Source organism: Thalassotalea hakodatensis (assembly GCF_030295995.1).
Taxonomy (GTDB): Bacteria; Pseudomonadota; Gammaproteobacteria; order Enterobacterales; family Alteromonadaceae; genus Thalassotalea_C; species Thalassotalea_C hakodatensis.
The window spans coordinates 79,607-101,204 of the sequence record NZ_AP027365.1 but is presented as its reverse complement, the minus strand read 5'-3'; the positions used below and the strand labels follow the sequence as shown (position 1 = coordinate 101,204).

The window sequence follows — 21,598 nt, the reverse complement described above, 5'->3', positions numbered from 1 at the left end:
CATTCCAATATTGTACTAATATACAACAAAGCAATCATCAGACCAGATCGCAAGGCTTCATCAACACCCCGCGTAATACGCTGTAATATATAAAATTAAAATTTAATACACTTTTAATCGTCAAGAAGAAATTGAGATGCCTGTAAAAAAAACTGACATGTATTTTCAAAAAATTTAAATGTGATGTGAATTTTTTGTGAGTAAAACATTAATTTTTTTCACACCACGATGATAAAATTTAACAAGCTTTACACGATTAATGAGTTGAAAATGAGAATGTTGCCCACGTTGATCTATTTGTATCTATCGCATTTTTAGGATAGGTAAAACTAGCTCCATATTTACCGTTTTGATAAATACCACTAATTTCAACCATCATCTGCCACGCATCACCGGAAAATTTTTTCTTTAACACTTGAATTTCTCTCGCTGACCCAGTGAGAAATTTTGTTCGTTTCCCATCTTCAGAAGATTCTTCACCGGCATAAGGCACCCAAAATCCAGCCCATTCTTTATGATTCCAAAAATCAGATTGGCTCCACTGTTGTTCAATTAATTTTCGCTCTAGAAGCTGAGCTGAGGCGTGTAAATTATATAGTGTTTTCGTGTCAAAATGCTCTATATATAAATCGAGAACAGTGTAATCTTCAGCTTTTCCTTGTGCGCATATAAATACCGAATGCTCATTCTGCATTAAATGAATATTAATATTTGCAGGTAGTTGCAACAACGTTGCTCCTCGCCATTCAGTACTATCACAGTGGCCATCTAAAAGTGGAATATTGGCTGTTTTATTTATGGTAACAGGACTTACATCATTAGCTGTAGCCGTTAATGATAGCGTACAAGCGATCAGGAAAGATAGAATAGGTAACGTATGCATTTTATATTCATCAATTTGTAGATTTATTTCATCAGAAAATAGCTTTTGACAGGATAAACGGCAACTATTATGTGATTACAGGCATTGTTAATGTGATGATTCTCAATCTAATTTGAAAATGGATGCACGTTTGGGATTATGCTCAACTTAACAGCGTTGCAGAAACAAACAAATAAAGTACATTATACCAATTCGCATAAATATTCGGTCATTCAGCGAGAATTAAACGCTTTGGTATTACAATCTAACAATGAATGCTTAAAGTCTTTACGTTACCTCATTCGTTGAAAAACTAGATAACGTAAAGTTTTCTATAATCTGATAGATTTGCTTACCGTTTAATACCGTGCTTTTCTAAAAAAGGTTGCACACGTTCCATAAGCTTAACTTGTTTAGATTGTGCCTCTTGCATACCTATTTGAGCGCCAAGTTGCATTAATTTCGGTGATGTTTCTAAAAATTTTTGACCGATAGGCGTCTTATAAAAACTGATAATTTCGCTAAGTTCATCGGCGGTAAATGCTTGTGAATACAGTTTCTTCATTTCATTTATCATCTTTGTACGATCAATATCTTCGTTATACCAAGTACGAAATATTTCTTTAAGCTCTGCCTTGCCTTTACTATCTAATTTAAATTTAGCAGTCATTTGATCAATCACAGGTAGCATTGCTTCAAACCCACCCGCCATTTGCTTTTCCATTGCCATAACACTGAAAAGTTCATCGATGGGTTTTTCTTGTGCCATGGTATGTAATGACAATGTAGATAATATTAATGGTAGTATTAAACGTTTTTTCACTTGATATCCTTATAAAACACCGCGGCAGCGGGTCAGTATGTGCTTACATTGTATGCATAAAAAGCGAAGCCGAGTAAGCGTTTATCAGCTCCGCCAACAAATAGATCGGTCAATTAAGAATAGAAATTAACACGTTACGATAGTATTGCAAGTAGAGCAATATCTTGAATAGAATGGTTTGAATATTGATAGCAAATAATAACTCCCTTAAGAATCGACAAGGATGCGCTTAACGCTTTGGCTTCTTTAAGCAGATTCAAACCTCAATATCTATCGCGCCATTCACTCTATATCATCCATTCCTGCTAGTTTTTATGAACAGCCCTTTTCTTAATAAAATCAAATAGCTTTAATTGATAAGCCTATTTGTATTGATACTTCACCCATGTACATCAATTTTGGCTGCTGAGGTTGCATGGTATAATTGCTTCTAAGTGCGATTAACAAACGCTAAATGTATATCTTCTAGGCGACGTCCGCGGGTATCTATCCCATTTTTAGTAAGAACGATAGCGCACAATACTAATGGAACTGCAATCGTGAAAGCAGATAGCCCTAATTGTTCAAATAATCCCAGAACACCGAGTAATGCGCCAACTATTCCACCAAATTTAGAGCTTGCAGCAATAAGACCTGCCCCTATACCACGGTGCTGTACGGGATAAATTTCCGCTGCGTAAGGAATTAACATGGCGATAACGCCGCTACTGCTGATTAACAGCAACACTGTAGAAGTAATGATCACGGTACTATTAAGTTGATCAAGTATATCGCCAATGATAAACAAACTTAAACTGAGTGCCGTTAACGCAACAAAAAGTACTAACGTTTTGATACTGCTCCATCGGTGATAAAGCCATACAACCATCAGAATACCTGGAAGCGCAAATAAACCTGATTGTGCTAACAACTGATTCGTCGCTTGAGCACTCATACCCATTTCACGCAAATTCGTCGGTAACCATAACAAAAAGCCAAAATTGGCAACCCCCCACGCTACGCCAGTGCCAATAAGTGCTAGTGTAATTAAAGCATATGGTCCTCTCATCATTTGAGATAAGGTACTTGATTCAATTTCTTCACTTTTTACCGACAACGTTTTCTTAGGTTTGGGCTCATCAAGTTCGCCATTGTATTTAGTTAATACCGCTTTTGCTTGATTGATCAAACCCATATTTGCTAAAAAACGTGGGGATTCTGGGATGTATTTATTGAAAATAATAACAATAAGGCCTGTTGGTAAACCTAAAAGCCAAAGTGCTCGCCAACTAAATAATGGTTCAAGTAATGCAGCAGCACCTGACGCGAGCAAATAACCTGCAGAAGTACCAATACCGCCCAGTGCAACAAGTAACCAACCTCGATGATGAGCAGGTACCATTTCAGCCATTAAGGTGAATGTTATAGGTAATAAGCCACCTGCAGATAAACCCATTAAAAAACACATAATAAGGTTCCACTGAAAACTCGGCATCGCACCACAAATGGCTGTACCTATAAACATTAATGCTGAGAGTAGAATAGCAGCACGACGACCCAATAGATCTGCCATTCTGCCCCACAAAACTGAACCAATAGCTGTTCCTGTCAAGGCAACAAGTGCTAAGGTTCCCACGGTCTCACTGTTTATTTGGTATTCATCAGTCATGCCTGGCATAACAAACCCTAATGTAGCTGGCTTCATTACATCAACAATTACTGCGACTAATAGCGCTATCACTAATTTAATATGTTCTGCATTGAGTGGGCTGTTATCAGCAACATGAAACTGAATTTCCTCAGTGCTGTTATTTACCCTTAATGTTGCTAAGCGAGGCATTAAGCCATAACAAGCCAATGCCAAACCAAATGGAATCAATGCCATGCCAATCAGCATGGTGCTATCCATCATCATGCCAGCCATCTGGTAATTCATGTGGGCTGCATGAATAAACATTGGAATATGAGAGAGTACGCCTAAAGTGATCAACAAACATCCTAGCCAAAAAGCAACCGGATGGTGAAATAAGTACTCTTTAGCGCGCATTTTTATTACCTTCATGCCACTTGTGTAAGATAACACTGTGTGATTATTAATCGCTTGATTATACCCATATTTGGGGTGTTTTCTAGTGAATAGTGTAATTGCTCAAATTATACATATATCGTCTTTATATGAATTATTTAATAAAGGAACGCGATGCAATAGCGCAAAATATAAAACACAAAAATGTTCATTAACGTTTAAATACGTTTGAAACCTGTCCCGCCGAAAGCGCATGAAGATGCTAAGATAATTTAAGTCATAGTATGCTTTTGCTGATTTTTACAATAAATTTGCAGCGTAATTATTGAAATAGGCCATAGAACTGAGAAGTGTTCTAGTGCTATAGATCACTTCTCTTACCCTCCCTTAAAAACTCACTCTAGTTTCAATATTCGACAAAGCTCTCGCCTCATTATTCGCTAATACTCGATTAAAAATTAACAAATCAGCCATTGATATATCTATGATGGAATTGAGGTTATAATCGCCATCACCACCCTCAGCTATGTTCAACGGAAACTCTGAGGCTAACGATGCAACATTAGATGAAGAAGATTTACTTTCTTGAAACCCTAAATTTGGATCTTGAATATATAACGCTATTTCATTGTTTATCAGATCAAAGCTTGCAACAACAAATATCCATGTATCTTTGGTATAAGGTAATGAAATATCAGATCGGTTTACACCGTCACCTATATTCAATTTTAAACTGGAATTTGTAATGGCAATTGTAAATCCTGGATTACTACCACTATCCCAGTTTTTATTTGAAATCACGTTAGGATCACTTGTAATTTCACCGTTTACTTTCAACCAAAATCCCAAGGTTCTCTGTGTAACATCCTGGAATGAAATTGGAGTTGTCAAATAGCCATCATCTCTATTGATACGGAGCGCTTTGCCTGAATCAAAAGGGCCTTTTTCATAAATCACAGAATCTGCATTGTTTGAAATAAAACTAAATGGAGAAATACTCTCTTGAAAGCTAACATGTTCCGCAACATCTTCAAGCACAGTATCAACAGATGCTGCCTCACCTATTGCAAACTTTGTCCAAGCCGTAATGCTATTCCCAGTATTTGGCTTTAATGTATAAGCAAGATGATGATCTCCTTCAGGTAAAATATCCAAGGTGATTATATCTTCAAATGATTCGTCACTAGCAGAAACTTCTGCTATTTTCTCATCTCCCCTAAAAATACTAACCGTATTAACATCGGATGTTGCACGCCAACTTATTTTATTCGTAACACTTGTTGAAAGTGGTTGTTCTGTTTGTATGTAACTATTTTTTAAACCAACGTTTCCAATCAACGAAGGACTAGAAAATTGATGTTCAGCGTTGAGTTCATAGCCTAAATAATGCAACACAGTCGGAACTATCGCAGTTATTCCAGGGTATCCCATCAGTACATTTTGCTCTTCACTAGCTAGTGAAAATACGCTCGAGTTATTGGCAAACAGTTCATTCATTAAATCTGGTTTATTTGTTCCGATAACCGAAGTACGTTCTTCAATAGAATCCCCACCATGACCACCAGTTTTAACATGACCATGATCAGAAACAACTAAAACTAACCATTGTTCATTTAGGTTTGATTCTCTGTATTCAACAGCGTCTAAAACTTGACCTAATAAGTTATCAATTTTAGACAGTACTTCCTCATATGACGTACACCATCCACACGTATGCCCAGCACCATCAATTTCATCTAGGTGAGTGAAGATAAAATCTAAATTTGAATCTTCATCCTTTAGTTCGTTTACTAATTTTGTGGCGATAAACTCATCAACTGACATATTACTTGGTCTTGCGCTACCATCAGCGCGTTGCTTAAGTAACGGCATTCCATTAGCAGCATGGCCTGTATTTATTGGAGACCATGCTGCAAAACTTGCCATATCAATAGTGCTATCGGCGTTGTGAAGATATTCAAAAACAGTCTTCGTTTTGGCTGGCTGGTTATTATTCGAACTTATTGAGTGTCCATCAACCCATGTCCCAGTTAAAATTGTTGACCAAGATGGTCCCGACGAGCTAGCTTGGTGGCTCTGAGTACCTAGGTAACCTCCAGCAAGTGCTTTTGAAATGCTTAATCGTGGAAAGTGCTGTAGCACCGGTTCATTCATATCAACATTATCTATATCATCAATATAGTCATACATCAGACCATCAATACCAATAACTAGCACCCTTTTCTCTGGATCTTTATCCGCTGTAATAATTGAAGTTTGCTGAGTCTCACTATCATTACAACCTACCAACACAAGAGCTGATAAGCCCCAAATGCAAGCAATTGCTTTCTTAAGTTCTTTCTTTGTAAAGTTCATAATTTCCTCTATATAAAAACACAACTGGTCTAGACCAGATATATTTTTATATTTTTTGATGACACTAGAAAGATAAAAACGTGACAATTTCATGACAATTAAATGAAGACACAAAGTATTACCTATCAACAACGCGATATCTGCCTTTTTTTCTTTCATCTTCTTCAGTGGTCATCTCGACCCTAGAAATGTCATTAACATAGAAACACCACTAAAATAACTCATGGATACGCTATTAATTCTTGTGTATTTTTCATACACTTCATATTAATTATTTTATAAGGATATTTACCATGAAACTCTTACTCCCATTACTACTTTGTACAATCACATTAAACACAATGGCGAATGATGAAGATCCAGCAAAGCTTTGCAAAAATGCCGCTAGCTTATTTGAAAGCGGAGATATTGAAGGCGCATTAGAAGAGGCTCGTTGGTGTGTTACACAACTTGAGCAATTAAAAAACAATCAAATTAGCAGTTTTTTCAAAGATAAAATCAACGATTTTTCGGGTAATGAGCTTTCCCATCAATCTGCCATGGGAATGAATATTATTGAACGTGAATATCATCATAATGATCAATACATACAAGTCACCTTAACAACAGGAAACACTGGCGCTGCCGCATCTGCCTTTGCTGCTCTGGCACAATTTGGTATGACCTCTAGTAACAATAAAGTTCGTATTCAAAGGCGCAATGCAAGCTTAGAGCACACTGATGGCTCTACAAAGCTAACCGTTTCATTAAAAAGCGGTGGCATGTTAGCGTTTGAATCAAATTCAGCAAATAAAGATGCTGTGCTAGCCTTTGCAAAAAGCTTCCCCGTGAAAGCACTTGATAATAATATGATGGAATAATTGCTAGATTTATAGCCTAATAGTTATCGATTAGAAGCGCTATTAGGCTTTATCACATCGCATGTACGACATTTAAAAATTCACTGATATTTACTCAATAGCCTAGAAATTGTTATTTGCACCCATATATATAGAAAAAAGCGCTAATTACCCTATAGGACAACTCATAATGTCTGCAATTGCTGCAAAAATTGCCCAAGAACTCAATGTAAAAACAGACCAAGTAACGGCCGCAATATCGTTACTTGATGATGGCTCAACCGTCCCCTTCATTGCTCGATATAGAAAAGAAGCAACCAAAGGGCTTGATGATGGACACCTTAGAACCTTATCACAACGCCTTGAATATTTACGAGAGCTCGAAGAACGCAGACACGTTATATTAACCAATATTGAACAACAAGATAAGTTAACACCACCACTGCGACAGGCGATTCTTGATGCAGACAACAAAACACGTCTTGAAGATTTGTACCTCCCTTATCGACCAAAACGAAGAACTAAAGGACAAATCGCCATAGAAGCCGGCCTCGAACCTTTAGCTAGTGCATTGTTTCAGCAATGGCAACTCGTCCCTGAAATAGAGGCTGAGCAGTACATTAATATTCCAGCAGGTTTTGAAAATACTGATAAGGTGTTAGAGGGAGCTATATACATTCTAATCGAGCGCTTCGCCGAAGACGCAGCACTACTGGCAAAACTACGTAGATTAATTGCCAAACAAGCGCACTTAAAAAGTAAGGTGCTAAAGAAAAAAGAAAAAGAAGGTGCTAAATACCGTGATTATTTCGAATATTCTGAAAAAATTGTAAAAATTCCCTCACATCGAGCATTAGCATTATTACGAGGTAGAAACGAAGGCTTTTTAAGCTTATCGCTTGACGTAGACCCACAGCAAGATAATAGCCACTATTCTTCAGCAGAACACATTATTACCGAGCATTATCAGCTCAACTTATCTTCGCAGCCAGCAACTAAATTTCTTACCAAAGTGGTACATATGGCATGGAAAGTAAAATTTAGTCAATCACTAGAAACTGAGTTTTTAGGCACTTTACGTGAAAAAGCAGAACAAGAAGCCATTCTTGTTTTTGCTAAAAACCTGAAAGACTTATTAATGGCTGCACCTGCTGGGCCAAAAGTAACAATGGGGATCGACCCAGGCTTTAGAACTGGCTGTAAAATAGCAGTGGTAGACGCAACCGGCAAGTTACTAAAAACGGCTACTATTTTCCCGCATGAACCACAAAATAACTGGGATAAATCTGTTCGTACTCTGGTTAATTTAGCTCGCCAATACAAGATTAACCTGATTGCTATCGGCAATGGCACTGCCTCAAGAGAAAGCGATAAGTTAGCAGGTGAAGTTGTAAAAGCATGCGAAGGAAAAATCAAAAAGATTATCGTAAGCGAAGCAGGTGCTTCTGTGTATTCAGCTTCTGAACTTGCAGCGACAGAATTTCCTGATGTTGATGTGTCTATTCGTGGCGCGGTATCAATTGCTCGTCGTTTACAGGATCCTTTGGCTGAATTAGTTAAAATTGATCCTAAAGCCATTGGTGTAGGGCAATATCAACATGATGTAAGTCAAAGTAAATTAAGTAAAGCCCTCGATAATGTCATTGAAGATTGTGTAAATGCAGTTGGTGTTGATATTAACAGCGCTTCTGCGGCATTACTTACCAGAGTGGCTGGATTAAATAAAACCATTGCCAATAATGTTATTCGTTATCGAGATGCACACGGTCGTTTTAACAGTAGAAAAGATATCAAATCGGTTGAACGTCTAGGTCCTAAGGCCTTCGAACAAGCCGCTGGTTTTTTACGTATTTCTGATGGCACTAATCCACTAGACGCTTCTGGCGTTCACCCTGAAACCTACCCTATTGTAGATAAAATTGTCGCTCAACTAAGCAGCTCAATTGACCAAATACTGAACGAAGACAAGTTAGCGAGTAAAATTGATTTTCAGTCGCTCGTTGATGATAAATTCGGTGATATTACCGTAAAAGATGTTGTGCAAGAACTGGCAAAGCCGGCTCGAGATCCGCGTCCTGAATTTAAAACTGCCACATTTACCGAGGGTGTAGAATCAATCAAAGATTTAAACGTTGGTATGGTGCTTGAAGGCGTAGTATCTAATGTGGCTAACTTTGGTGCATTTGTTGATTTGGGTGTTCACCAAGACGGCTTAGTGCATATCTCTGCGATCACCAATAAGTTTATTTCTGACCCACGCGATGTGGTAAAAGCAGGCGATATTGTCAAAGTGAAGGTAACGGAAGTAGATGTTGAACGAAAACGTATTAGCCTTACTATGCGACTTACAGATGAAGCATCTGCGCCTACAAAACAAAAATATCAGCCAACTCATACACCGAAGAGTAACACGAAAAGTAAACACCAAGCGAAACAACAGCATCACAACAAAAAACCGAAACCGGTAGAAAATGCCGCCATGGGAAATGCCTTTGCTGATGCCTTTGCCAAGCTAAAAAAATAAGGCCTTCTAGGCTGTATTATTCTAATCTAAGGAGAGAAAATGAATCTTGCACAGCTCAATATTGCAAAAGCAAAATACGCACTAGACGCACCAGAAATAGCAGAATTCATCAACAATTTAGAACCGATCAATGCTATTGCAGAAATCAGCGATGGCTTTGTTTGGCGCTTAAAAGATGACAGTGGTGACGCAACAGATATCAAGGTAATGGATGATCCAGATATCATCGTAAACATGTCTGTGTGGCAAGATATTGAATCATTAAAGAATTTTATGTTCAGAACTCATCACATTGATTTTCTCAAAAGAAAACAAGAGTGGTTTCATCGCATACCCGAAGACTCGTACGTATTATGGTGGATACCCGTTAATCATATACCTACAGTAGAAGAGGCGATTGAACGATTGATGCATTTAAGAAAACAAGGGGATTCACCCTACGCATTTACCTTTAAAAGTAACTTCACTGAAGCAGATTTAAATCAGATTAATTGAAACCATAACGGTGTATTTTTGGTATAATAAAGCATCTTATTTCATGATCAATAAGATGCTTTACACTTTTACATTATCGGAACGTTGAGCTTAGCGACTCTAACGTTTCGGCACTTTTATTCACCTCAATACCGTAACGGTTAACTTGTTCAGCAATTTCAGTGTTTTCTTTTGAAATACCATCGATACTATGCACGCTTTGGGTCATTTCTGCAGCGACAGCACTTTGTTGTTCAGTAGCTGTTGCTATTTGCCCCGCAATATCTGTTACTTCATCCATCATACCTTTGATGCGATCCATACCAGCTTTTGCTTCTGTTGCATCTTCTACGCATGATTCAGCTTCACCTTGACTTGAGACCATGGTTGCGCTCCATTGTTGAAGCGTTTGCTGGAGCTCGACCACTGAACCTTGTATTTGCTCGGTAGCAGATTGCGTTCTACCAGCAAGGGTTCGCACTTCATCTGCGACAACAGCAAAACCTCGTCCTTGTTCACCAGCACGAGCAGCCTCTATAGCTGCATTTAAAGCTAATAAGTTCGTTTGATCAGCAATGCCTTGAATTTCAGTCATGATATCTGAAATACGGGTGATATCAGTAACAAGGTTAGTTGCAGTATTTGCCGCAGATTCTACCTCACCGGATAATACGGTGATTTTCTTCTGACTATGATCAATAACACTAATTGCTTGATTACATTCAGACTGCATTACCACGACCTTATCGTAAGCATCTGTAGTACTTTGGCTGACATCTTGAACGGTGGCAGACATTTCTGTCATTGCCGTTGCCAATTGATCTAACTGCGAGTTCTCATTAAATAGACCTTCCAAAGAACGAGCAGAGGTATCTTTTAATTTCACACCAAGATTAACAAGCCCTTCACCTGAATCACGGCTTCTTCCTAAAATTGTTCTTATTTTTGCCTGCTGCATTAAATACGGGTATCGCATTAACGCGGCAATGCCTTTACCACTAAACACCAACCTAGATGGACTATCGAACTCTTGTTTATATTGTGAAATTTGATCAGGTATAGCAATAAACTCATCTTTAAAAATTATAACCAGTAACGCGACAGTCAGTAATAATGCCCCTGCCGCGTACATAGAGATAAACCACGCTAGTAATAGTGTGATTGATAAAACAAGTGCAGCTGCCAGGCTACGCTTTAAAGACACATTCGTAGAAAATTCATTTATCGATTTCCCTTGATTGATCTGTTGATACAGCGCCTGTGCCTTTTGTTTTTGTTCAGCCGTAGGACAACAACGAACAGATTGGTAGCCAACAATATTATTTCCCTCGTATAAAGGGGTAACGTAGGCATCTACCCAATAAAAGTCACCGTTTTTACAACGGTTTTTTACCATGCCTCGCCAAGAATCACCTCGTTTAAGTTTTTGCCATAAGTCAGCAAAAGCCGCTTTTGGCATATCAGGGTGACGAACAATATTATGATGCTGCCCTTCTAGTTCAGATTGTGAATATCCCGCTATTCGACAAAAATTTTCATTGGCATATAAAATCACACCTTGAGTGTCAGTAATCGAAACAAGCTGCTCAGAAGGTGAAAAAGTAACTTCATTCGTTGTGATATTCATTAAGGTTTTAAATTCCGTATTGAAGTTTTGTAAATGGTTTATCTAAGTAAAGATTATATCGGCAAAAAATCCAAATTGTTAAAAAAATATAAAATTTTTAAAGGTTTACTTAACCTGAGCCTGGGATAAGAAGTTAACTTATCAACTGAAACGGTAAGCTTTTATTTGTCACACTGTTCTAGCACGGAGTTTTTTCTTAGTGCAAGGCAGATTTGTGCGTCAATAACGTGTCTATTGCAAATAAATTTAACGCAGTAATAAGGAAAAACAACTGCTAGAAAGTAAGTTGTTATCCCGAGATCAGGTTATTTAATAGCCACAATAAATTTACGGAATAATAACAAGCTCAAAGTTAACACAAAAAAAGGGAAGCAATGCTTCCCTATAAAGATAACCTCAGTGAGGCTAACTAACGCAAAGACGTGTTAACACAGTAACGTTATAGAACATATTTCACAGAAAGTTGTGCGTAATTAGAATCTGCAGCGAGATCTTCTGCATCAAAATTACCAAACTCAACACCGTACGAAAGTTTTGGCGTAATGTTTTTAAACAGGTTTACGCCCCAGTGTGTACGCTCGCGATCAGATTCTTCTGTTTCAGTTCTACCGTAAAATACATTCGTTCTTAAGGTTTCAGTCCAGAAATGGCGATAAGCAACAGAAATAGATGTTGTTTCCTCGACTTCTTCACCGACAAGGTCAGTCGCGGCAGCAGCTCCTACATAACGACCGGTATTGCCACCATGAAGTTGAAACCTAAAATCATCTTTACCCACCGTTTTGATTCTACCGGCAATACCATAGCCAAACCCTGATTCTGATTCGCCACTGACTGTTTCTAATTGTTTGGCGACACCCGCAACTGAAACATTACCCCAATCACCTGAGAAGGTATATTTAGCAATAACATCAGGCACTGAATCTTGTGAACCATAACCACCTGCTCCTGTATAGCCACCGTATGATTCTGGATTTTCAATCGCAATCTGAAAGTTACCGTTGGTATAACGGATCAAGTCTTGACGAATAAATGCCGCAGCAACTAAAGGTCCGCCGAAGTCGGCAGCTTCAGCTAAAGCGCTAGTATTGACGAACGTTGACCAAGTTTGACCTACAGTCCAATTTTTGTATTTAATAAACGCATGACGTAAGCGCGGGTGGCGAGAATTCGTTAAGCGCTCGTTACCGTCACCGCCATAAAAATCCATCTCAATGAAACCGGTGATATCACCATGTTGATATTTTGTATTGAAGCGTGTTGAACTGGCAGAAAAGCGGGTGTTTGAAATATCATCATTAACCACATGACCAATCCAAAAATCATCATTGGTTAACGTTGAAGATGCATTACCATCAATGTAACGAATATCACCTTGTATAAACCCTCCGAAGGTAATTTTATCTTCTTCCGTTAATTGAATTTCATATCCTGCATGTGCTGAACTTGCAATCGTTAATAAGCCTGTCGCCAGTATACCGGCTTTATCAATTTTCATCTCTACTTTCCCCATATTTCGTGTATAGCCTGAGAAAGAAAACTTAACAATCTGTCAGCTATTTATCGTTTTTTTAAACTGTTATTTTTTTTCTGGGTATAACCGTAGAGGCTAAACAGCCATTTAGAAATTAGACCTAAGTCTATAAGAGTGACATTTATCATTAGACTTTAGTCGTATTCCAAAGATATTTACTCGCTAACAAAAGATTGTTAATCGATAAAAGCATGGGACTTTTTATCGTATATTCATGACCTTTGGTCGAGTGTGCCAGCTTTTTTCTTACGAATGTATGCTAAGCTCTTTGTCAGCGACAATTACGCTTAACTAGCGTGATTTATAACAACTAAAATGCAGGTTTCTTCACCATGAACAAATATTTGTCTTTGGCTGCAACGATGATATCGGTTTCAGGCGTTGCACACGCTGACGTAACAAAAGCCGATTATCAACGCGCAGAACAACAATTATCAACCACCACCACAAAACTGGTGACTGGTACCGTCGACTATCCAAAATGGTCTAACAACAATACCTTAATTTATCGAAGCCAAACCCCTGAAGGGTTACGATTTTTTAAAGTAGATGCTAACAAGCAAACTAAAGCACCTGCCTTTGATCATCAAAAACTTGCTGAGTCACTTGCACGTATTTCTGAAAGTGAAGTAAACCAAAATAAATTACCCTTTTATCAAGTCACTATAAGTGACGATAACGTACTCAACGTCAACTACAAAGGTACTAATTACCAGTGTCCATTAAGTAATTATCTTTGTAAAAAAGATGAAACATCAATAAAGCGTAGTGAATTTGTTTCGCCTGATGGTAATAAGTCAGTATTTATTCGTGAGCATAACTTATGGTTACGAAACCTTGCTGATAATACAGAAACGCAACTGACCACTGATGGCATTGAAGATTTCGGCTATGCAACAAACAATGCTGGCTGGGTGCGTAGTAGCAAACCTGTTGTGACCTGGTCACCTGATTCAAGCAAGCTAACCACCTTTAAACATGACGGCCGAAAAGTTGGCGACATGGGTATTGTATCCACGGCTGTTGGCCACCCAAAAATTGATGTTTGGAAATATCCATTACCCGGCGATGAGCATGTTTTTAAAATTCATCGTGTTGTTATCGACGTAGATAAAGCGAAGGTTATTCCATTAGATATGGCGCCTGATGAGCATCGCTCTACTATCACTGACCATGTTGCCGCACGCGATGGCAGTTTACTTGATATTGATTGGTCAACAGATAGTTCGCACTTTGCTTTTGTCTCTTCTTCTCGTGACCATAAAAAAGCAACGTTACGTTTTGCTGATGCCAAATCAGGTAAAGTAACAACAGTTTTCACAGAAACCGAAGAAACCTTTTTTGAGTCCGGTGTTCAAGGGGTTAGTTGGCAGTATCTTGATAAAACCGATGAAATATTATGGTTTTCTCAACGTTCAAATTGGGGACACTTTTACTTAATAGACGCAAAAACGGGTAAGGTAAAAAAACAAATTACCCAAGGTGACTGGACGGTCATTTCATTACTTCATGTTGACCAAGAAAGCGGCACTATTTTATTTACCGGTGCAGGGCGTGAAGGCGGTGATCCATATTTTCATTACCTTTATCGCGTAAATCTTGATGGCTCAAATTTAACGCTGTTAACGCCAGAAAAACAACACCACCGCATTACCTTAAGTGAAGATGGTAAATATTTTGTCGATCGCGTTTCAACGTATATTACACCAGAAAAAAGTTACGTGCGAAGCACCAACACTGGTAAAGGTTTTGCCATTGAAACCATGAATATCGAACAGTTAAAAGCGAAAAACTGGGTCGCACCAGAGCCGTTTATTGTCAAAGATAGAAACGGTGAACATGATATTTACGGTTTAATGTATAAACCAAGCAATTTTGACCCTAAGCAATCATACCCTGTCGTAAACTATTTATATCCTGGCCCGCAAGTAGGTTCAATTCGTGGCCGTAACTTTCGTGCATCACGAGGTGACAACCAAGCCATTGCTGAACTAGGTTTTATTGTCATTGAGATTGATGCGTTAGGTACACCGGGTCGTTCAAAAGCGTTTCATGAATTTTATTATGGCAACATGGGCGATAGTGGCATTCCCGACCAAGTAGCAGCGATTAAACAACTTGCAAGTAAACACAGTTGGATAGATGACAGTAAAGTAGGTATTTGGGGACATTCAGGTGGTGGTTTTGCCTCTACTCGCGCGTTATTAATGTACCCAGATTTCTATAGTGTTGCAGTGTCTCAAGCAGGTAATCATGACAACCGTAACTATGCGGATGAATGGGGTGAAAAATGGCATGGTATGTTAGTGAACAATGAAGACGGTACAACCAACTACGACAGCCAAGCGAATCAACTTATTGCCGATCGTTTAAAAGGTAAGTTATTAATTGCACACGGCACGACAGATACTAACGTACCACCATACAACACGTTAGTTGTAGTAGAAGCGTTAATTGACGCCAATAAAGATTTCGACATGATCATGCTACCGAATCGCGGTCACGGTTTTGCACGTGAACCGTTTATGTTGCGTAAACGTTGGGACTATTTCGTTGAACATTTAAAAGGGGTAACACCACCTAAAGAGTTTACCTTTGAAACACTAAAAAAATAATATGCTAGTAAATAGCAAGTTTTAACAGTAAAAAAGCCGTTTCGTGTTACGCATAAAACGGCTTTTTACTGTATTGAATTCAACTTCACGAAGATAGTTAAAAACAGCTATTTTTGTCGCTCAGGTTCAAACGCTTCATACCGAGGAAGCTTTGCATCCATCTCTTCCCAATTGGCTTTAGAGGTCACAAAATTATGCGACATTGGCCTTTCAATTATCGGTGTATCTAATAGCCCTAAGCGTAATCTAATTCGTTGAATATCTTCTAAGTTTTCACTATAAACAGGAGAGCCACAATGTTTGCAAAAGTGGCGCACTCGATTAGCTTTATATGAAAATTGACTGAGTTCATGCTCACCAGAAACAAAGGTAAAGTCTTCTCGCTCAACAAAGCCATTTGTGGCATAAGCTGTGCCACTATTTTTGCGACACAAAGAACAATGACAATGAATAATATCGCTTATAGCACCATCAATCGCTATTTGTACTTTGCCACAGAGGCAACTGCCTTTATACATCTTTTCCTCTACTATGTTTGATATATTTCAATGGGTAACTCGTCGGGATCACTAAAAAAGGTAAATGGCTTCCCAGTAAATTCATCAACGCGAATCGGCTCTACTTCAATACCTTTTTTGGTCAATAATAATGCCGTTTGTTCAACAGAGTCTACTCGAAAAGCTAAATGTCTTAATCCTTGCGCCTCTGGGTAACTAGGGCGTTTCGGCGCATTAGCAAATGAGAATATTTCGAGTTGGCTACCGTCAGGTAGCGCTAGATCTAATTTATATGATTGGCGCTCTGCTCGATAATTTTCCGCAATAATTTCAAGCCCAAGTATATCTACATAAAAGGCTTTAGTACGTTGATAATCAGCGCAAATAATCGCTACGTGATGAATACCTTTTAAAACAATTTTATTATTCATACTTTGATAAGTTTTTACCTTTTTTTAATATTACAGCGTCGAAAATCATTATAGAAAGTGACAAGATCTCATTACTCTTTAATCAACGTGTAATAATCGCCCTCTGGTGGCTTGCCAAAAAGCGGCATAGCAGCTTGCATCTTATCCGCAGGATATTGACTTAACGATGCCTGATGGGCTTCTTTCGTTTGCCATTGCTCTAAGATCACAAAATGTGAGTCATCTTGCTCATCTTGTAAAAGTTGGCAACCCATACATCCTTCACTATTGTTAATGTAATCAACAAGCTCTTGAAAAAACTCTTTTAATGATTGTGCTTGGTTATCTGCGGCATAAAACTGATTAACGCGATGTATCATGGTATTTCCCTGCTAATTAAGTTGGTGCACATTATAATATCTTTACCTGAGTTACCAACACAACAAGAACAACGCACCTTTAAGATTTTTTATCTGATTATTTAATCGTTTAGCTAAGTCGCCGTGCGTTCATTGCTAGTTTCTACTAGACTAACAGCAGCAAGACTTTTTGAGTAATGAGTGTATGACTAAGTCGCTTTGTAAATGGAAGAAAAAAGACATAGAAAAAAACATACACATTATTACTCAAATTGTGGTGCAGCCACGCTTTGCATGTAAAGACTGTGCGCGTGCTGCACACTCAAAAGGTTTTTTATGTAAACCAACAAAGCTCTCTTTTACTCAAGTCGATAAGGAAAATTATGATTAACGTAAATCAAAAAATGCCGAGCGGACAACTTCATCAACGTACAGATAGCGATACTATCACCCATCAATTACCTGATTTATTCGCGGGCAAAAAAGTCGTGCTATTTGCTGTGCCAGGTGCGTTTACTCCAACGTGTTCTGACAACCACTTACCCAGTTATATCGCCTTAGCCGATCAAATTAAAGCTAAAGGAGTTGATGACATTATCTGTATTGCTGTTAATGATGTGTTTGTAATGAAGGCTTGGCAAGACGCTAAAAACGCTGAACATATTACCATGCTCTCAGATGCTGACGGTAGCTATACTCGTTCATTAGGGTTAGGTCTCGACATGGAGCCATTGGGTGGTTACCGCTCCAGACGTTATGCGATGATTATCGACAACGGTACAGTTATTCATTTAGCTGCTGAAGAAGCAGGTGAACTGTCTGTTAGTGACGGAGAATCAATATTACAAAACTTATAACAAACACAAACGTAAACAATTATCATTGTTATGACATTGATTTTATTAGGTTTTACTTGCAATAGCACTACTTGATACGTAATAATGCGCAAACTTTTTTATCGAGGTGTAATATGTTGAAATCAGACATGATCATGAAGCTTAATGAGCAAATCAACTTAGAGTTTTACTCTTCTAACTTATATTTACAAATGAGTGCTTGGTGTGAGGAGCAAGGCTTTGAAGGCGCAGCTGAGTTTATGCGTAAACACGCTGCTGAAGAAATGGATCATATGACGCGATTATTTACCTATGTGAGTGAAACCGGTGCTTTGCCAATTTTAGGGGCCATTGATGCGCCACCACATGAGTTTGAGTCTCTTGCCGATGTATTTGAAAAAACCTATCAGCATGAATGTGAAATTACTGAACGCATTAACTCACTCGCACATCAAGCCTTTACTAACCAAGATTATTCTACCTTTAATTTCTTACAATGGTATGTGGCTGAACAGCATGAAGAAGAAACTTTATTTAAAAGTGTTTTAGATAAAATTAACTTAGTTGGCCATGATGGCCACGCACTATTTTTTGTTGATAAAGATTTAGCAGAGCTAGCAAAAACAGGCTCTTCTAGCATAATGACAAATTCGCCCACCGCATAATCATTATATTCGTATATGTTAAAGGGGCTACAAAGCCCCTTTTTTATAAAAAAGTTAATCGGTATTTAAGCTATAACTGTTCTTCTGTTGTAACCCGATAACCGCTAGCGGCGGTGTCATCTTGTTCAATGATTAAAAACAACTCATCACTGTTTTCATCTAAAGTTAACTCAAAGTTAGCCAGCACTATTTCACTACTGTTATGTTTTGCCACCGCAAAAACTTGGTAGGTATTATTTCTCAAAATGATTGATTCGGCATTTGCGTAAGAAACAGCACTTGAATAATAAGCCGTTGCGATTGTTTCATCACTACGTACAAAATAAAACTCAACTACCCCAAAGTCATCACTATCAACTAAATTAACGAGTTGTAATTGATGATCATAAATACTTTCTCTGACACTATTATCAACGACCAACGAGTTAATAGAAATTTCAATTTCATCAACAATGCCGTCACCATTCTCGTCAACATCACCATCGCCATCATGATCAACATTATCTTCTGTTAAATATAAAAAGAGTGTTTTATTGGCATTTTCAGGTAGTGATAATAAATGATTATTGAGTAAAATGGTTTCGCTATCACTGACCGTCACCTTAACGCTAAAGTCGCCATTTTCTTTTACGATTTCATCACTAAACGTTCCGCGTTCAAGTGATGATAAAGAAGATGTTGTATTGCCACCCGTTATTTCAACATCAATAGCATCATTGTAGTCTGCAATCAGCTCATGCTGGTCAATGGCATTAAATACGCGAAAATGAGCTTCTGCGTTGTAATCAAGAAAGGTTTCAGTGTACGAAGACGACACCTTATCGATAATATAAGGTGAATCACTATTTCCTATGTTTTCACGAATAACCATGACATATTGTGACGGGTATAAAAAACTTACATTGTTCGATTGAAACAACACCTCATCTTCACCTGCGTGGGTAATATAAAACACATATTGATCTTGATCGAACTTTTGGTTTTCCGAAAGCTCTTGAAACGAATAGCTACCAATCATTGTTGCTTCATTAAACGTTTCATCGGTTTGAGAAAGATATATATCTAACGCTTGATTAGAGCCGTGCATATTCAAAACCCGAAGATTAAATAACGATAGCGTTGAGTCATCTTCATCATCTACTAATGAGATATCATACACATTTACTTGAGGTTGACTGATATCACCACTAGCCACTACGAACTTGATAGTGTCTTGTTCAATCGAGATTTGATCTTGAAATATCATTTCTAAATCAGCACGTGCAGCACTATCTTCATCTTGCCACGCTAACTCATAGAAATAATCACCTGTTGGCAATTCTCTGCGCGTATCAGCAGTACCATATGCTGTACCGCTAAAAGTAATTTCAACTTCATCGTCTTCATCTTCATCTAGATTTTCATCAACAGTCAAAAACAATGACGGTGCATTCGTAGAAGCATTATAAAATTTTAAATAACCAACTTTATTATCACTGCTATCACTAGAGCCACAGCCGGCCATAATTAACACCACACTTGATAATAAAAAAATCATTAAGGTGCTATAGGAAAATTTTTCATTACGTTGTTTCGTACAATTCAGCATTTTTCATCTCATTTTTATACATCGTTAATCGATACCAAGCTGATATCAAAAGTCTGCATATAGAGAAGCCATTTTTATGTTCGTTCAACGATTTACTCAATCTTTGCACTTCTTTACTTAAGCTTTGCGTTTATTTACTGAATCTTTGTATTTCCTTACAAAATGCTGACACTTTTTCGTTACTCAAAGAAGTCTGTGACTCAGTCCGCAGTAAATACACTGGTGATAAAAGCAAAATATTTTTATAATGCCTGCCTGATTTAATCTAAGGCTTATAACTTGATACATACTGACGTTTTAATCATTGGCGCCGGCGCAGCAGGTTTAATGTGCGCAGCAACAGCTGGCTATCGGGGCAAAAAGGTAACGGTAGTTGATATGGGGAAAAAGCCAGGACGTAAAATTCTGATCTCAGGCGGTGGCCGTTGTAATTTTACTAATGAAAATGCCACCCCAGATAATTATCTCTGTGAAAACCCTCATTTTCTAAAATCAGCGTTAAGTCGTTATCAAGCACAAGACTTTATTGAATTAGTGGAACGACACGGCCTTGAATTTCACCATAAAACACTTGGTCAGTTATTTTGTGATAACAGCGCACAAGATCTCGTTGATATTTTGATGACCGAATGTGATTGGGCCGGCGTAAATATCAATCTTCGTAATGAAGTAGTAAGTGTAGAAAAACAAGCTGAGCATTTTATGGTGAATACTTCTACTAACCAATATCAATGCCAGTCATTGGTGGTAGCATCTGGTGGACTCACTATGCCTAAATTGGGCGCTACACCTATTGGCTATAACATCGCTAAACAGTTTGGTTTGCAAGTATTGCCTACCATGGCCGCACTGGTACCTTTTACTCTACAACCGCAAGATAAAGAACGTTTTGAAGGTTTATCAGGCATTAGTGTTCCCACAATGGTCAGCAGCGAAGGTGGCACAAATTTCAAAGAGAATATTTTGTTCACCCACCGTGGCTTATCTGGCCCAGCCATATTACAAATTTCATCATTCTGGCGCGCAGGACAGTCGATCTCAATCAATTTGCTGCCCGACACCCCCTTCGAAGACTTGATAACACAATGGCGTGAACTTCACCCAAAGAAATCATTAAAGAACTTACTCTGCACGGTATTGCCAAAAAGCTTTATTGAAGCAATGATCAGCCAGCAAGAAATTACCGACAAAGTGATTAACCAACTTTCTAACGCAGAAATCAGTCAATTGAGTACTTACCTACACCATTGGCAAATCAAACCTAATGGCACTGAAGGCTACCGCACCGCCGAGGTTACGCTAGGTGGCGTTGCTACCGATGAATTATCGTCAAAAACCTATGAAAGCAACAAAGTGAAAAATCTGTACTTTATTGGTGAAGTGATCGATGTTACCGGTTGGCTCGGAGGCTATAATTTTCAAGCCTGCTGGAGCCAAGGCGTGGCTTGTGGGCAAGCGGTTTAATTAATGTTGGAAAATTAATAGACCATATACTTAGAATTAAAAGCATACCAACGCATAATGTTAACCTTACAGATCAATATTGTTTATAAGCGTTGATTCATTTAAGTTCTAACTTGATAAA

17 protein-coding genes are annotated in these 21,598 nt (G+C 38.2%); 7 read left to right on the top strand and 10 right to left on the bottom strand.

Annotated features, from left to right (window positions below):
* Positions 1–256 precede the first annotated feature (256 nt).
* The 4 genes from QUE72_RS00440 to QUE72_RS00425 form a co-directional block, all read right to left on the bottom strand.
* Positions 257–883: a hypothetical protein gene (locus QUE72_RS00440; protein ID WP_286270855.1), complete on the bottom strand. Its 627-nt coding sequence runs from the start codon at positions 881–883 to the stop codon at positions 257–259.
* A gap of 331 nt (positions 884–1,214) precedes the next feature.
* Entirely contained in the window at positions 1,215–1,685 is a 471-nt protein-coding gene (locus tag QUE72_RS00435; protein ID WP_286270854.1) for a DUF2059 domain-containing protein, read from the bottom strand.
* A gap of 430 nt (positions 1,686–2,115) precedes the next feature.
* Positions 2,116–3,711: an MFS transporter gene (locus QUE72_RS00430; protein ID WP_286270853.1), complete on the bottom strand. Its 1,596-nt coding sequence runs from the start codon at positions 3,709–3,711 to the stop codon at positions 2,116–2,118.
* 366 nt (positions 3,712–4,077) lie between these two features.
* A complete protein-coding gene (locus tag QUE72_RS00425) occupies positions 4,078–6,204 on the bottom strand; it encodes an alkaline phosphatase family protein (RefSeq protein ID WP_083601931.1) in 2,127 nt (708 codons plus the stop codon).
* Between the two features lie 134 nt (positions 6,205–6,338).
* Between QUE72_RS00425 and QUE72_RS00420 the strand changes: the two genes are divergently transcribed.
* The 3 genes from QUE72_RS00420 to QUE72_RS00410 all read left to right on the top strand — a co-directional run bounded on the left by QUE72_RS00420 (position 6,339) and on the right by QUE72_RS00410 (position 9,903).
* Entirely contained in the window at positions 6,339–6,905 is a 567-nt protein-coding gene (locus tag QUE72_RS00420) for a hypothetical protein (protein WP_286270850.1), read from the top strand.
* A gap of 169 nt (positions 6,906–7,074) precedes the next feature.
* Positions 7,075–9,408: a Tex family protein gene (locus QUE72_RS00415; RefSeq protein ID WP_286270848.1), complete on the top strand. Its 2,334-nt coding sequence runs from the start codon at positions 7,075–7,077 to the stop codon at positions 9,406–9,408.
* Between the two features lie 39 nt (positions 9,409–9,447).
* The gene (locus QUE72_RS00410; protein ID WP_286270846.1) at positions 9,448–9,903 is read left to right on the top strand and encodes a DUF3291 domain-containing protein; all 456 of its coding nucleotides are present in this window, start codon (positions 9,448–9,450) and stop codon (positions 9,901–9,903) included.
* A 73-nt stretch (positions 9,904–9,976) separates the two neighbouring features.
* Here QUE72_RS00410 and QUE72_RS00405 read toward each other — a convergent pair whose 3' ends face one another.
* Both QUE72_RS00405 and QUE72_RS00400 read right to left on the bottom strand, forming a co-directional pair.
* Entirely contained in the window at positions 9,977–11,509 is a 1,533-nt protein-coding gene (locus tag QUE72_RS00405) for a methyl-accepting chemotaxis protein (RefSeq protein WP_074497302.1), read from the bottom strand.
* Between the two features lie 439 nt (positions 11,510–11,948).
* Entirely contained in the window at positions 11,949–13,007 is a 1,059-nt protein-coding gene (locus QUE72_RS00400; protein ID WP_074497300.1) for a DcaP family trimeric outer membrane transporter, read from the bottom strand.
* Between the two features lie 368 nt (positions 13,008–13,375).
* Between QUE72_RS00400 and QUE72_RS00395 the strand changes: the two genes are divergently transcribed.
* On the top strand, positions 13,376–15,658 hold the full coding sequence (locus QUE72_RS00395; RefSeq protein ID WP_286270845.1) for a S9 family peptidase: 2,283 nt from the start codon (positions 13,376–13,378) through the stop codon (positions 15,656–15,658).
* 107 nt (positions 15,659–15,765) lie between these two features.
* Here QUE72_RS00395 and QUE72_RS00390 read toward each other — a convergent pair whose 3' ends face one another.
* From QUE72_RS00390 to QUE72_RS00380, 3 genes are all read right to left on the bottom strand, one after another.
* Entirely contained in the window at positions 15,766–16,176 is a 411-nt protein-coding gene (locus QUE72_RS00390) for a GFA family protein (protein WP_286270844.1), read from the bottom strand.
* Positions 16,177–16,187: 11 nt separating this feature from the next.
* Positions 16,188–16,586 carry an SMU1112c/YaeR family gloxylase I-like metalloprotein gene (gene gloA2, locus QUE72_RS00385; RefSeq protein WP_286270843.1) on the bottom strand — a complete coding sequence of 133 codons (399 nt, stop codon included), beginning with the start codon at positions 16,584–16,586 and terminating at the stop codon, positions 16,188–16,190.
* Positions 16,587–16,657: 71 nt separating this feature from the next.
* The gene (locus QUE72_RS00380; RefSeq protein WP_286270842.1) at positions 16,658–16,945 is read right to left on the bottom strand and encodes a putative quinol monooxygenase; all 288 of its coding nucleotides are present in this window, start codon (positions 16,943–16,945) and stop codon (positions 16,658–16,660) included.
* Positions 16,946–17,307: 362 nt separating this feature from the next.
* On the opposite strand from QUE72_RS00380, the gene QUE72_RS00375 reads away from it, so the two are divergent.
* Both QUE72_RS00375 and ftnA read left to right on the top strand, forming a co-directional pair.
* Positions 17,308–17,781, top strand: a complete 474-nt coding sequence (locus QUE72_RS00375) for a peroxiredoxin (protein WP_074497294.1) — start codon at positions 17,308–17,310, stop codon at positions 17,779–17,781.
* A 113-nt stretch (positions 17,782–17,894) separates the two neighbouring features.
* Positions 17,895–18,425 carry a non-heme ferritin gene (gene ftnA / locus QUE72_RS00370; RefSeq protein WP_074497292.1) on the top strand — a complete coding sequence of 177 codons (531 nt, stop codon included), beginning with the start codon at positions 17,895–17,897 and terminating at the stop codon, positions 18,423–18,425.
* Between the two features lie 70 nt (positions 18,426–18,495).
* On the opposite strand, the gene QUE72_RS00365 is transcribed toward ftnA, so the two are convergent.
* Positions 18,496–20,013: a hypothetical protein gene (locus QUE72_RS00365; protein WP_286270838.1), complete on the bottom strand. Its 1,518-nt coding sequence runs from the start codon at positions 20,011–20,013 to the stop codon at positions 18,496–18,498.
* 279 nt (positions 20,014–20,292) lie between these two features.
* Here QUE72_RS00365 and QUE72_RS00360 point away from each other — a divergent pair, with 279 nt between their 5' ends.
* Entirely contained in the window at positions 20,293–21,477 is a 1,185-nt protein-coding gene (locus QUE72_RS00360; protein ID WP_286270837.1) for a BaiN/RdsA family NAD(P)/FAD-dependent oxidoreductase, read from the top strand.
* Positions 21,478–21,598 lie beyond the last annotated feature (121 nt).